Source organism: Arthrobacter sp. 4R501 (genome assembly GCF_002929755.1).
Classification (GTDB): Bacteria; Actinomycetota; Actinomycetes; order Actinomycetales; family Micrococcaceae; genus Arthrobacter.
This window is the reverse complement of record NZ_PJIW01000002.1, coordinates 145,816-159,015: the sequence shown is the minus strand read 5'-3', so window position 1 is coordinate 159,015 and position 13,200 is coordinate 145,816. Positions and strand designations below refer to the sequence as shown.

Sequence of the window (13,200 nt, the reverse complement as noted above, 5' to 3'; positions counted from 1 at the left end):
TGCGCACTATTGTCCAAAATATGGTGAACTAGGCCAATATGGGCTCATCTGCCCGAGCAACCTTTTTCTGTAGGAGCACCGTGCCAAGCAAGGCCAAAACAGGCAAGAAACTCGTGATTGTGGAGTCTCCGGCCAAGAGCAAGACCATCGCCAAGTACCTCGGCGAGGGCTTCATCGTAGAGGCCTCCATTGGTCACATCCGCGACCTGCCGCAGCCGTCTGAGCTTCCTGCAGAACTGAAGAAAACCTCGGTGGGCAAGTTCGCCGTCGACATCGAAAACGACTTCAAACCGTATTACGTGGTGTCCGCGGACAAGCGGAAAAAGGTCACCGAGCTGAAGGCCGCGCTCAAGGATGCCGACGCCCTCTATCTCGCAACCGATGGGGACCGCGAGGGCGAGGCCATCGCGTGGCACCTGCTGGAAGTGCTTAAGCCCAAGGTCCCGGTGTACCGGATGACGTTCGGCGAAATCACCAAGGAAGCCATCCACCGCGCCATGGACAACCTGCGCGATGTTGATACGGCCCTGGTGGACGCGCAGGAAACCCGCCGCGTCCTTGACCGCCTCTACGGCTACGAGATTTCCCCCGTGCTCTGGCGCAAGGTTGCCCGCGGACTTTCCGCCGGCCGCGTGCAGTCTGTGGTCACGCGCATGGTGGTGGACCGTGAACGCGAACGCATGGCCTTCAAGGCCGCCTCGTACTGGGACCTCACGGGCCAGTTCGGCGCCGGTGCCGGTTCGTTCAAGGCGAAACTCGCTGCGGTTGACGGGGCCAAGGTCGCTTCGGGCCGCGACTTCAACGACGACGGCGTCCTCACCTCGCGCAATGCGGCGCACCTCAACGAGGAACTCGCCACGTCGCTGGCCGCCGGTCTCCAGGATGCGGACTTCCGCGTCCGGTCCGTGGACACCAAGCCGTACACACGCCGTCCGGCCGCGCCGTTCACCACGTCCACGCTGCAGCAGGAGGCCGGCCGCAAGCTCCGCTTCTCCTCGAAGAGCACCATGCAGGTGGCCCAACGGCTGTACGAAAACGGCTACATCACCTATATGCGTACCGACTCCTCGGCGCTGAGCGACGAAGCCGTCACGGCCGCCCGCCGCCAGGCCTCCGAGCTGTACGGCCCGGAGTACATCCCGGCGTCGCCCCGCGTGTACACCAGCAAGGCCGCGAACGCGCAGGAAGCCCACGAGGCCATCCGCCCCGCCGGTGACTCCTTCCGCACCCCGGCGCAGGTGGCCAAGCAGCTCTCCGGCGACGAGTTCCGCCTGTACGAACTGATCTGGAAGCGCACCGTCGCATCCCAGATGGGTGACGCCAAGGGCTCGACGGCGACCATCCGCCTGGGTGCCGTGGCCACCGATGGCCGGGACGCCGAGTTCTCCGCCTCCGGCACCGTCATCACCTTCCCGGGCTTCCTGGCCGCCTATGAAGAAGGCAAGGACGAAAGCCGCGGGGACGACGAATCCGACGAAGCCCGGCGGCTGCCGAACGTGGCCAAGGACGATGCCCTCACGGCGTCGGACATTGTTGCCGTGGGTCACGAGACGTCGCCGCCTCCGCGCTTCACCGAAGCTTCGCTGACGGCCGAGCTGGAGAAGAAGGGCATCGGCCGACCTTCAACCTATGCCTCCACCATTTCCACCATCCAGGACCGCGGCTACGTCCGGAAGCAGGGTTCCGCGCTGGTGCCCAGCTGGATCGCGTTCTCCGTGATCCGGCTGCTCGAGCAGCACTTCACCGACTATGTGGACTACGAGTTCACGGCGGACATGGAAGGCGACCTGGACAAGATCGCCAACGGCCAGGCCGTTGGGTCTGCCTGGCTCAAGCACTTCTACTACGGTGAAGACTCCGATCCGGGCCTGCTCAGCATCGTGAACAACCTGGGTGAGATCGATGCCCGGGAAATCAACTCCATTCCCATCACGGATGAGATCACGCTGCGGGTGGGTAAGTTCGGCCCGTACCTGGAAAGCTCCGCTGCCACGGTGGACGCCAAGACCGGTGAAATCGTGGAGAACTCCCGCGCCAACGTCCCCGAGGACCTGGCGCCGGACGAACTGACGGCGGCGAAAGCCATCGAACTCATGGAAACGGCTGCGCCGGAAGAACGCGTACTGGGCGACGACCCCCACACCGGGCACAGCGTTGTCGCCAAGAACGGCCGCTACGGCGCGTACGTCACCGAAGTCATCCCGGAGATGACCGAGGAACAGCTGGCCAACCAGCCCGTGGAGTACTACAAGAACGGCAAGCCGAAGCCGCCGAAAAAGCCCGTCAAGGCCAAGCCGCGCACCGGTTCGCTGTTCGCATCCATGACCGTGGATTCTGTGACCCTGGACGAAGCGCTGCAGCTGATGAGCCTGCCCCGCGCCCTGGGTGAGGACGCCGAAGGCAACCTCATCACCGTGCAGAACGGTCGCTTCGGCCCGTACCTGAAGAAGGGCACGGACTCCCGCTCCATCGGCACCGAAGAGGAAATCTTCAGCATCACGCTGGAGCAGGCGCTGGAGATCTACTCGCAGCCCAAGCAGCGCGGCGCCCGGGCCGCGGTGGCGCCGCTGGCCGAGTTCGGACCGGACCCCGTTTCCGAGAAGAACATCGTGGTCAAGGAAGGCCGCTTCGGCCCGTACATCACCGACGGCATCACCAACATCACCGTCCCGCGGTCCACGTCGCTGGAGGAACTGACCCGCGAACAGGCCATTGAACTCCTCGCCGAGAAGCGGGCCAAGGGTCCGGTCAAGCGCGCCACAACGGCCCGCAAGGCCCCGGCCAAGAAGAAGGCACCAGCCAAGAAGTAACTCAGGGCCGGGATGGCAGAAATCCTCGGCGTGCTCGCTCGTTCCTCGCTTAGACGCACGCTGCCGGATTCCTCCCATCCCGGCCCGTGTGTCATCCTCGGAATTGCGGTGGCGGGCACAACGTGGTCGAGTAGATACATGACTGAACAGCCCGGCACAGCCGATCTCACGCCGCTCAACGAACTCGAAGAGAAGCTCGCCCTGGGCGGCCAGCCCGAGGGCAGCCCGGTGGACGTCATCCTGTCCTTCCTCAACAGCGAGGTCTACGTCATCAGCACCGACGGGATCGAGGGGGAGGATTCCCAGGTGGAGCCGCTGGTATTGGCGAACGCCGACGGCGAGCCCGTCCTTGCGGTGTTCTCGCACCCCAGCCGCGTTGACGAGCAGTATCTTGAGGCGGCCCCGAACGTCCTGGGGACCCAGGGTGCAGCCATCATCGCCAACATTGGCGAGGAATTGGGCATGGTGATCAACCCCGGCGCTGCGTACGGGTTTGAGATCAACCCGGAGGGCGTCGCCAACATCAAGCGCGACTTCAAGCGGGCGGATGAGCTTCCCGACGGCGCACCCGAGGACGCCTCCGCAAACTGACATCTTTAGTGCAGGTTGTGAGTGAGGGCCCGGGCGGGGGAATAATGGCAGGATGCGGCTAGGCGTCCTTGATATCGGGTCAAACACTGTCCACCTTCTCCTGGTGGATGCCCACCCTGGCGCGCGTCCGGTGCCTTTCGCGTCGCACAAACGGCCCATATCCCTGGTCCAATACCTGGATACCGACGGCAACATCACCGACGAAGGGCAGCACGAGCTGACCGAATTCGTCCTTGAAGCCTGGGAGTTTGCCGCCAGGCACAAAGCGGACGACCTGCTGGCTTTCTGTACGTCTGCCATCCGTGAAGCCACTAACGGCCCTGCCGTGCTGGCCCGGGTCAAGCACGAAACCACTGTCACCCTGCAGGAACTGACCGGCAGCGAAGAAGCCTCCATGACCTTCTTCGCCGTCCGCCGCTGGTACGGCTGGGGTGCGGGACCGATCCTGAACCTGGACATCGGCGGCGGCTCCTTCGAAATGGCCTTCGGGCAGGACGAACTGCCCGAAGTGGCCACTTCGGTGCCGCTGGGCGCCAGCCGCCTGACCCGCGACTGGCTGGCTGAGGACCCGCCTTCCGCCAAGAGCGTCAAAGAGCTGCGCCGCTACATCCGGGCCACCCTCGCCCCGGCAGTCAGGCAGTTCGACGGCTTGGGCCGCGCCAACGTTGTGGCTGGAACCTCCAAGACCTTCCGGTCGCTCGCCAGGGTCGCCGGAGCAGCCCCCAGCGCCGCAGGGCCGTACGTGAAGCGCACACTTAACGCCACGGATCTGGGCGTCTGGGCGCAGCGCATTTCAGCCATGAAGTCCGAGGACCGGCTCTTTCTGCCGGGCGTGTCAGAGGCCCGCGCGCACCAGCTACTCGCCGGGGCCCTGGTAGCCGAGGCCGCCTTGGAAATGTTCAAGTTCAAGAAGATCAGGATCTGCCCGTGGGCGCTGCGTGAAGGGCTGATCCTGCGCCGGCTCGACCAGCTGGTCTTCGCCGGTCCGCTGGATCCGGCCCCGCATATCGCGGAGCCCGCCGCGGCACGGCAGGCGATCGGGGCCACACCCGCCTGAGGCCCGGGCTAGCCTAGGGCGCAGACACCGGGGCCGCCTGGCTCATGAGTGGCTCATCAGCAAGAGCTCCGGACGGCGTGCGGCCCAGGGCCGCACAGCTTCCACGGCGGCGCCAACGGCGAAGACCGTGGCGTCGTCGAACGGGTGGCCCACAATCTGCACCCCGGTGGGGATGCCACAGTCTGCCAATCCGCTCGGTACGGCCAGCACCGGGCAGCGGTTGGCGATATTGAACGGCGCCGTCATGTGGCCCTGCCAGTAATGTTCCAAATGCACCTCGCCGGCTTCTATGCCGTCAAGGTACATGCCGTCAGCGTCGAGCGCGGCAATGGCAGAGGTCGGGCAGATCAAGGCATCGAAGCCAGCCATCGCAGCGGCCAGTTCAGCCTGGAGGCGCGTCTCCGCCCTAATGCCGTCGACGAAGCGGTTTTCTTCTGCAGCTTTGCGAGCGTCCGCCATGAAGCGTCGGGTGTAGGCAGCAAGCAGCTCCGGTGCGTCTGCGGTGTCATCGTCCATGGCCGGGCCCAGGAGGTAACCAAAATGCGTGAACATCGTCGCGCTGATATCTGCGGTGGTCCAGGGCAGTTCGATCTCTTCAACCACAGCTCCGGCTGCGCGCAGGGCGGAGGCCACGGCGCGGGTGTTGGCCTCTATGTCCGCGGCCACGGGGTAGTTCCCCAGCCGGATGCACAGCGCGATGCGCATGCCGGACACTGCCGAGGTAGCGTCGGCAGCCGGAGGGCAGGACAGTCCCGGACCGCCGGCGAGGGAAGTATGGTCCCCGGGATGCCGGCCGGACATGACGTTCGCCAGCAAGGCAGTGTCCGCGACCGTCCGCGCCATCGGGCCGTCGCCGCGGTAGTGGTCGGCAGAGAGCGGGGCCAGACCGGGAATCCTCCCATATGGTGCTTTGTAGCCGACGGTTCCTGTGAACGACGCCGGCAGCCGGGTTGAGCCGGCGATGTCGGAGGCGGTGGCGAGCGGCGTGAGTCCGGCGGCCAGGGCCGCACCCGAGCCGCCCGAGGAGCCACCCGGGGAAAACCGCTGGTTCCACGGGTTGCGGGTGACACCCCACAGCGGACTGTGGGTGACCGTGGCACAGCTGTATTCCGGCGTGGTGGTGCGCATGTGGATGATTCCGCCCGCCCGGCGGATTCGATCGATGACGGGATGGTCCGCCTGCGCAAGCTCGCCCTTACGGGCCACCAGTCCCTGCGAGAGGGTGAGTCCCTTGATCCCGTGCTTTTCTTTTGCGGCGACCGGCAGCCCCAGCAGCGGCGTCAGGTCCCGGCCCCGCGCGTATTTCGCGGCCGCCTGACGTGCGGCGGGCAGCGCTTCTTCGAAGAGGGTTTCTGTCAGGGCGTTGATCTGGCCGTTGACGGCTTCCGTCCTCGCGATCACCGCGTCCAGGAGCTCCACGGGCGAGAGCTCCCTGGCGCGGAAGAGCCGCAAGGCTGTGGCGGCGTCGAGGTAGTGCAGTTCGGTCATGCCAGCGCCTCCGCCGGCAGCGGGAAGGACTCTGCGAGGGCCCCGTGTGTGAGCTCTCGGGCCACGCCGGTGAGCATGTCCACACAGACAACCATGTCGGCGTCGGTGGTGAATTCGCGTTCGCAGTGCGAGACGCCATCCACGCTGGGGATGAACAGCATCACGGACGGTGCCACCGTGTTCATGGCAACGGAATCGTGCCCGGCCATGGTCTGGATCCGCCGCACGGAGAGCCCCAGATCAGCCGCCACTTTGTCCGCGAGTTCCAGGCCGGCCTCGGGAAAGTGGCGGATGGGGCGGATATCGAAGTCCTTGATGTTGACCTTGATGTCATGCTCGCGCGCCAGCACATCGATGTCCTCGATGAGCTTGGCGCGTGCTGCCTTGACGATGTCCGGATCGCCAGAGCGGAGGTCCGCCACGAGGTGCACCCGGCGCGCCACCACGATGGGTGAGTTCGGCTCCAGCGTCAGCTGTCCCACGGACGAGACGAGGGCCTCGTCCGCGAAGTCCTTCGTGACATCGTGCACCATAAGGATGATCTTGGACGCTGCAACAAGGGCGTCGTGGCGGTCGGCCATGGCGGTGGCGCCGGTGTGTGACTGTTCTCCAAGCACCTCGATGTCCAGCTTCTGGGTGTACCAGCTGCTGTCAACCAGGCCGATCGAGATCCCTTCGCGCTCCAGGATCCGGCCTTGCTCGATATGGATCTCCGCGTAGCCGGCAACCTCGGGCCCCTCGGCCGTGCCGAGGTACCCGATGCCGTCCAGCGCCTCACGGACCGTGACCCCCTGCAGGTCCGCCACATCCAACATCTGTTTCCGCTGCAGGAGTCCCGCAAACACCGAACTTCCCATGATGCTCGGCGCGAACCGGCCGCCCTCCTCATTGAACCAGTTCACCACCGCCAGGTTGAACCGCGGCGCGGCCCCGCCCTCCGCAACCTCGGCATCCAGATGCCGGGCCGCGTGCAGGGCGGCGACGACGCCGTAGGCGCCGTCGAACCGGCCGCCGAGCGGCTGGCTGTCGAGGTGGGATCCGATCAGCACATAGGGCGCCCCCGGCGTCCACTCCAGCAGCCCAAACATGTTGCCGATCCCGTCCACCCGGAGTTCCCATCCGGCGTCGCGCACCCACCCGGCGAACCAGTGGCGTGTCTGCGCATCCTCCGCCGTGGCTGCCTGGCGGTCGACGCCATTGTTGGAGGTGGCGCCGATGGTGGCCACATGGTGGAAGTCTTGGAGGAAAGCTGCTGAGTTCATGGGAAGTCCTTTGTATGTTGCGGTGACGAGGAGCAGGCGGCGGGCTTAGCCCATGCGGCCGCGCGTTTCGGGAACCTTGGTGAACAGCACCAGAAGGAGCACGACGGCGGCAGCGGCGGCCATGTAGAAGCCGGGGGCGTGCGGCACTCCGGTGCCGCCGACGAGGGCCGTGCCGATGAACGGTGCCGTGCCGCCGAAGAGCGCGTAGGCGCCGTTGTAGCTGATCGCCGCCGAGGTGAAGCGCGTCCGGGTCGTGAAGATTTCGACGAAGAACGTGTAGCAGCCGCCGCCGTAGATGCACAGCGCCACCACGAAGACCGCCTGTCCCAGGAGGGCGAGCGGAAGGCTGCCGCTGGTCACGAGCATAAAGCTCGGCACCGAAAGCAGGGCCAGCGCGGCGGAACCGGCAATGAGCATTGGTTTGCGGCCGAAGCGGTCCCCGATCCGGCCACCGATGGGAAGCAGGACGGCGTAAAGGGCAAGGGCGGCGGCGTTGACCAGGAGGGACTGCTCACGGCTCAAGTGGCCCGTGGTCTGCACGTAGGACACGAAATAGGCCGAGAGGAAATAGAAGCCCATCGCGGTGAGACCCATGACGAAAATGACCTGCACCATGCGGAGCCTGTTTTCGCGGAAAGCCTCGCGGACCGGGCTGAATTCCTTGGTCCGGGACGCCTTGGCCTCGTTGAACGCATCGCTTTCCACCGTGCGGCTGCGGATCCAGACACCGAAGAGGGCCAGCGGCAGTGCCAGCAGGAACGGCAGCCGCCAGCCCCATGCCATGAAGGATTCGTTGGGCATCGATTGGCTGAGAATCAGGATCATCGACCCGGCAACCACCGAGGGCAGCGCGGTGGCGGCGATGGTGATGTTGAGCCAGAACCCGCGGCTTTCGACGGGCGCATGCTCGAAGACGAACGATGGCGCTCCCACGGACTCGCCACCCGCGGAGAAGCCCTGGACTAGGCGGCAAAGGACCAGCAGGACAGGTGCCCAGGCGCCGATCTGGCCGTATGTAGGGAGCAGCCCCATCAGCGCGGTTGCGCCGCCGATGGCGATGAGGGTGATGGTCAGGACGCGGCGGCGGCCGATCCGGTCACCGAGAGCTCCGAAGAACAGCCCGCCGATGGGACGGACCACGAAGGCGACGCCGAAGGTGGCGAAGGTGGCGAGCATGGCGGTGACGGGATTGCTGCCCGGGAAGAACAGCTGCGAGAAGATGACGGCGGTGAGGCCGTAAAGGGTGAAGTCGTAGAACTCGATGAACTGGCCGATGCTGCCGCCGGCCAGGACCCGCTTCTGCATCTTGGTGATGCGGGGGGTTCCGGACCGGGAAGCGTCCCGGTCCTGGGTCGTCGTCGGGGTGGTCCCGGGGACCGGTGACTGGTCCTTGAGGTCGTTGATCGTCATGACAGCCACGCTAGTTTCGCGGTGTTTCCGATGTCCCCTGCGGTGTTACGGGCCCGGGAAATGAAATCTGCTGATGTTGCCGCGGTGTTGCCGGCAGGCCACGGTCCGGACATACGTCGGACACTTTGGGCGTGAATCGGAACCATTGAATCTCCTTTGATCAACATGGTTGTCGCGCTTCGGGACTCGGCCAAGGGCCGTCTTTGAGCGGGATTTGCCGTTGGAATCCCGCCGGCACCACCGCACTGCACCAACTGTGTGTGATCCGGTTCACATCTGTCCAATTGATTGTTTTGACCGAACCGATGGATTTTATCGATGCCAAATGTTCCGGATTTGCGAGCCGCAGTCGTCGATGGGCCAGGGGAGTCCCCCGCAGTTACTGCCGGGCGGCTCCATAAAGCCGGATGCACGTCTCCTCAAAAGCGAGGGCCCTGCGGGTGGGCTGGACTCCCTCCGGCCGGACCAGCATCACCTCGATCGGCGGGAAGTCATCCGTCAGGGTCAGGGCAACCACCCTGCCGCCGGAATACGTCAGGTCACTGTGGAGTCTCTGGTTCAGCATGGCATAGCCGTGCCCCTTCGCGACAAACGAGCGGACCGTTTCATATCCGGCAAAGCGGTGCCGGACGTTGGGCACCACCCCGGCGATCGCGTACAGCTGCTCGTAGTATTCCCGGCTGTGCGGGAGATCCAGCACCACCGAGGGTTCGCCGTCGAGATCCTGCAGCGCTATGCTCCGCTCGGGCCGGGACGCCGCCGGGTGCTCAGCATGGACCAGCACATGAGGGGGCACGCGCTCGAGCACCGTGTGTGTGAAGCCCCGGCCCAGGCCGAGACCATACATCAACGCGACATCGCACTGCCCTTCGAGGAGGGCTGTCTGCAGGCTCGCCAGGTCGGCCTCAAGGAAGGAGACCTCGACCCCCGGATGCTGGACTTTGAAGGTCTGCAGGATTGCGGGAAGCCGGAAGGGCGCCAGCGGCGCGAACACGCCCACCTTGAGCTCTCCGACCAGGCTTGTCGCAAGCCCCCGGGCGGACTCGTACAGCGAATCCGCATGCTCCAGCAGCACCTTGATGTCCTGGGCAATCTGCCGGCCGGACGGTGTCAGCCGCAGTCCGCGCGTCCTGAGCCGGACAAACAGCTGGGTCGACAGGCTTGCTTCAAGCTGGGCCATTGCGGTGGACAGGGTGGACTGTGTCACGAGCAGTCGTTCGGCTGCCGCTGTCATGTTTTCGAGCTCGGCCACCACCGCGAAATACCGCAGCTGGGTCAAGGTAAAGGGCTTTGCCATTCGTCAATGCTCGCATTCTGCGCGGATCCGCGCGGTCACAGGCCCCGGAGCCGGTGCAGGAGAAGGGCGACATGCAGCGAGGTCCGGGATTCCGCGTCGTCGAGGTCCACGCCGAGTAGCTCCTCAAGGCGGCCCAGCCGGGAATACATGGTGGGGCGGCTCAGGTACCCACTGCGCGCCATGGCTGATTTGTTACCGCTGGACTCGAGGTACCGGCCCAGCAACTCGAGCAGCCCGCCCTTGCCTTTCGCCTCGGCCTGCAGCACTGCAGAGAGCTCCGATTCGACGAACTGCTGCACCCTCGGATCATTGCGCAGCAGGGCGAGCAAGCCGCGGAGCCGGACGTCCGTGGCACGGTAGAACGGCTTGCCGGGTTCGCGGAGGGTCGCCGCGGTTTCGGCCACATGTGCGGCTTCGTCGATGCCCGCCGCCGCTTCCAGCAGCGAGGTACAGTTGCGCCCGACGCCGATGGTCCAGTCAGGCGGCACGTCACCGGCGTGGGCGGCCAGCGCGTCCGCGAGGCGGTGCAGCGTCGGTTCCTCAACCTGCTTTGCAGGAAGGGCCAGAATCATGCCCACCGAGCCGGACTGGATGCTCGCTGTCAGCGCAATGCTCGCGGTGGATTTCAACACCCGGGCCAGCAGCTCCAGCAGGGCCCGCTCCTGTTGCTGCCCCGCGAGCGGATCCCCGGGTGGTGCCGCGGTCCCGGGAAAAGCGGTCCGGAACACCACCGGCACGTAGTAGGGCGAGCGTCTGAGGCCCAGTGCGGCGGCGCGGGCCTGCGCTTCGCCCTCGCTCAGCCCGCGGGGCTGACGCAAGGCATTCAGGAGCCCGGCCTGGGCCTGATGGCTCAGCTCGCGCCGGTCCCGTTCAGCCAGCCGGTTGATGGCCAGCGTCTGGGCAGCGCGCTCCAGCACCATGGCTGCCGCGTCGTCGTCCTCCAGCGGCACGGGAACCACCAGCCGCCCCCATAGTTGCCGCCGCACTCCGACCGGCGTCTGCAGCCACGCCTCCGGCCCGGTCCGGGACGTCGCCGACGGGGACGGCGTGGTCCGCGACCGCCGCTCCCAGTCGTCGAGCAACTCGGTAGTCAGGAGTTGCCGGGCCGAGTAGGCGAGGACAAGATGCGAAAGGTCCTCCAGGACCACCGGAGCGCCGATCAAGGCGGCGGCCTGCTCCACGACTTCCTCGGTCCCGGCACTTTCCAGGCTCAGCACCGTGAAGGCTTCGTGGACGTCGCGGGCTCGTTCCACCCTTTGCAGCTGCTCGGCAACGATCATCCGATGCACAATCTCCGTGATCTCCACGAAGCGCACGCGCCGTTCCACCACGATCACGGGTAGGGAAGTGCTCAGCGCCGCCATGCGCAGGGCGTCCAGGCTGCGCTTCCGGTTTCCGATGACTTCCACGATCAGGCCGGAGGCTGCTGCGTTCTCCAGGGACCGGATGAACGACGCAGTGAGGCTGGGGTTCTTTTCCAGTTCCATGCCCGTCGTGAGAACAAGCTCTCCGCCGGAAAGCAACCCGGAAATGTCGAGCACTTCGCTCACGTGGACCCAGCGCACGGGGGTGTCCAGGCCGCTGGGGGCACCCAGGAGCCGCGGCTTGGCCTCCCGCAGCACGGGGAGCTCGAGAATGGAGCGGACGGTGGGCAACATTTACAAAGTGTAAAGCAGGATGCCATTTCCTTTACAGGCCGCAACTTACGTCAGGCCTCCGCAGCGGACACACTGGACGCAACGCACACAGCAACCAACCCTTTTCTGAACAAACCAGGAGAACCCGTGAACACGATCGAGCACTGGATTAACGGCAGCTACGTTCCCGCCGGCGAGCGCACCGCCTCCGTCACCAACCCGGCCACGGGCAAGATCACCGCGCAGGTGGCACTGGCGAGCACGGAGGACGGCAACGCCGCCGTCGCCGCCGCCAAGGCTGCCTTCCCGGCATGGCGCGATACCTCCCTGGCCCGCCGCGTCCAGATCATGTTCGCGTTCCGCGAGCTCCTGAACGCCCGCAAGGACGAGCTCGCCGCGATCATCACCTCGGAGCACGGCAAGGTCCTGGACGACGCCCTGGGCGAAGTCACCCGCGGCCAGGAAGTGGTGGAATTCGCCTGCGGCATCCCGCACCTGATCAAGGGCAGCTACACGGAGAACGCCTCCACCAAGGTGGACATCCACTCCATCCGCCAGGCCCTGGGCCCGGTGGCCATCATCAGCCCGTTCAATTTCCCGGCCATGGTGCCCATGTGGTTCTTCCCCATCGCCATCGCCGCCGGCAACACCGTGATCATCAAGCCCAGCGAAAAGGTCCCCACGGCCGCCAACTGGATGGCCGAGCTGTGGAAGGAAGCCGGCCTGCCGGACGGCGTCTTCAACGTCCTTCAGGGCGACAAGGTCGCCGTCGACACCCTGCTCACCCACCCCGACGTCAAGGCCGTCTCCTTCGTCGGCTCCACCCCCATCGCTAAGTACGTATACGAGACCGCCACGGCCAACGGCAAGCGCGTCCAGGCCCTGGGCGGCGCCAAGAACCACATGATCGTGCTGCCCGACGCCGATCTGAACCTCGCCGCCGATGCCGCCGTCAACGCCGGCTTCGGTTCCGCTGGCGAGCGCTGCATGGCCATCTCCGCCCTCCTTGCCGTGGGTGACATCGCCGACGAGCTCGTGGCGAAGATCGCCGAGCGCGCCCGGGGGCTCCGCACTGGCGACGGCCTTCGTGGCTGCGACATGGGCCCGCTGGTCACGTCCCAGCACCGTGACAAGGTGTCCGGGTACGTCGACGCCGGTGAAGCGGCAGGTGCCACGCTCGTCGTCGACGGCCGGAACATTGCGCCTGACGCCGAGGGCGACGGCTTCTTCGTCGGCCCAACGCTGTTCGACAAAGTCACCACCGACATGACCATCTACCGCGACGAAATCTTCGGCCCGGTCCTCTCGGTGGTCCGCGTGGACAGCTACGACGATGCACTCGCCACCATCAACGCCAACCCATATGGCAACGGCACCGCAATCTTTACCAACGACGGCGGAGCGGCCCGCCGCTTCGAGAACGAGGTCGAGGTGGGCATGGTGGGCATCAACGTCCCCGTCCCCGTCCCCATGGCCTACTACTCCTTCGGCGGCTGGAAGAACTCGCTGTTCGGAGACACCCACGCGCACGGCGCCGAGGGCGTCGGCTTCTTCACCCGGGGCAAAGCCGTCACCACCCGCTGGTTGGATCCGAGCCACGGCGGCATCAACCTCGGCTTCCCGCAGAACGCCTGATCCACGCCATTCG

General features: G+C 65.9%; 9 protein-coding genes. 4 read left to right on the top strand and 5 right to left on the bottom strand.

What is annotated here, in order from left to right; genetic code table 11:
• The first annotated feature begins 80 nt into the window (after window positions 1-80).
• The 3 genes from topA to CXR02_RS02225 all read left to right on the top strand — a co-directional run bounded on the left by topA (window position 81) and on the right by CXR02_RS02225 (window position 4,458).
• The gene (gene topA / locus CXR02_RS02235; RefSeq protein WP_104060509.1) at window positions 81-2,810 is read left to right on the top strand and encodes a type I DNA topoisomerase; all 2,730 of its coding nucleotides are present in this window, start codon (window positions 81-83) and stop codon (window positions 2,808-2,810) included.
• A 138-nt stretch (window positions 2,811-2,948) separates the two neighbouring features.
• Window positions 2,949-3,401 (top strand): SseB family protein, encoded by a 453-nt coding sequence (locus CXR02_RS02230; protein ID WP_104060508.1) that lies wholly within the window; start codon window positions 2,949-2,951, stop codon window positions 3,399-3,401.
• A gap of 52 nt (window positions 3,402-3,453) precedes the next feature.
• Window positions 3,454-4,458, top strand: coding sequence for a Ppx/GppA phosphatase family protein (locus CXR02_RS02225; protein ID WP_104060507.1), 1,005 nt, complete (start codon window positions 3,454-3,456; stop codon window positions 4,456-4,458).
• A 42-nt stretch (window positions 4,459-4,500) separates the two neighbouring features.
• Here the strand turns inward: CXR02_RS02225 and CXR02_RS02220 are convergent, their stop codons facing one another.
• The 5 genes from CXR02_RS02220 to CXR02_RS02200 all read right to left on the bottom strand — a co-directional run bounded on the left by CXR02_RS02220 (window position 4,501) and on the right by CXR02_RS02200 (window position 11,573).
• Entirely contained in the window at window positions 4,501-5,946 is a 1,446-nt protein-coding gene (locus tag CXR02_RS02220; RefSeq protein WP_104060506.1) for an amidase, read from the bottom strand.
• Window positions 5,943-7,208 (bottom strand): M20 family metallo-hydrolase, encoded by a 1,266-nt coding sequence (locus CXR02_RS02215; RefSeq protein ID WP_104060505.1) that lies wholly within the window; start codon window positions 7,206-7,208, stop codon window positions 5,943-5,945. The genes CXR02_RS02220 and CXR02_RS02215 overlap by 4 nt, the downstream gene beginning before the upstream one ends.
• Window positions 7,209-7,253: 45 nt before the next feature.
• The gene (locus CXR02_RS02210) at window positions 7,254-8,618 is read right to left on the bottom strand and encodes an MFS transporter (protein ID WP_258060670.1); all 1,365 of its coding nucleotides are present in this window, start codon (window positions 8,616-8,618) and stop codon (window positions 7,254-7,256) included.
• A 379-nt stretch (window positions 8,619-8,997) separates the two neighbouring features.
• Window positions 8,998-9,915 carry a LysR family transcriptional regulator gene (locus CXR02_RS02205; protein WP_104060504.1) on the bottom strand — a complete coding sequence of 306 codons (918 nt, stop codon included), beginning with the start codon at window positions 9,913-9,915 and terminating at the stop codon, window positions 8,998-9,000.
• A 35-nt stretch (window positions 9,916-9,950) separates the two neighbouring features.
• Window positions 9,951-11,573: a PucR family transcriptional regulator ligand-binding domain-containing protein gene (locus CXR02_RS02200; protein ID WP_104060503.1), complete on the bottom strand. Its 1,623-nt coding sequence runs from the start codon at window positions 11,571-11,573 to the stop codon at window positions 9,951-9,953.
• Window positions 11,574-11,699: 126 nt separating this feature from the next.
• On the opposite strand from CXR02_RS02200, the gene CXR02_RS02195 reads away from it, so the two are divergent.
• Complete coding sequence (locus CXR02_RS02195) at window positions 11,700-13,187, top strand: CoA-acylating methylmalonate-semialdehyde dehydrogenase (RefSeq protein ID WP_104060502.1); 1,488 nt, start codon at window positions 11,700-11,702, stop codon at window positions 13,185-13,187.
• Window positions 13,188-13,200 lie beyond the last annotated feature (13 nt).

Bases quoted from the DNA above. Each gene is read 5' to 3' on its own strand.
- CXR02_RS02210 (WP_258060670.1), bottom strand. From the start codon at position 8,618: ATGACGATCAACGACCTCAAGGACCAGTCACCGGTCCCCGGGACCACC.
- CXR02_RS02230 (WP_104060508.1), top strand. From the start codon at position 2,949: ATGACTGAACAGCCCGGCACAGCCGATCTCACGCCGCTCAACGAACTC.
- CXR02_RS02200 (WP_104060503.1), bottom strand. From the start codon at position 11,573: ATGTTGCCCACCGTCCGCTCCATTCTCGAGCTCCCCGTGCTGCGGGAG.
- CXR02_RS02220 (WP_104060506.1), bottom strand. From the start codon at position 5,946: ATGACCGAACTGCACTACCTCGACGCCGCCACAGCCTTGCGGCTCTTC.
- CXR02_RS02205 (WP_104060504.1), bottom strand. From the start codon at position 9,915: ATGGCAAAGCCCTTTACCTTGACCCAGCTGCGGTATTTCGCGGTGGTG.
- CXR02_RS02215 (WP_104060505.1), bottom strand. From the start codon at position 7,208: ATGAACTCAGCAGCTTTCCTCCAAGACTTCCACCATGTGGCCACCATC.
- CXR02_RS02225 (WP_104060507.1), top strand. From the start codon at position 3,454: ATGCGGCTAGGCGTCCTTGATATCGGGTCAAACACTGTCCACCTTCTC.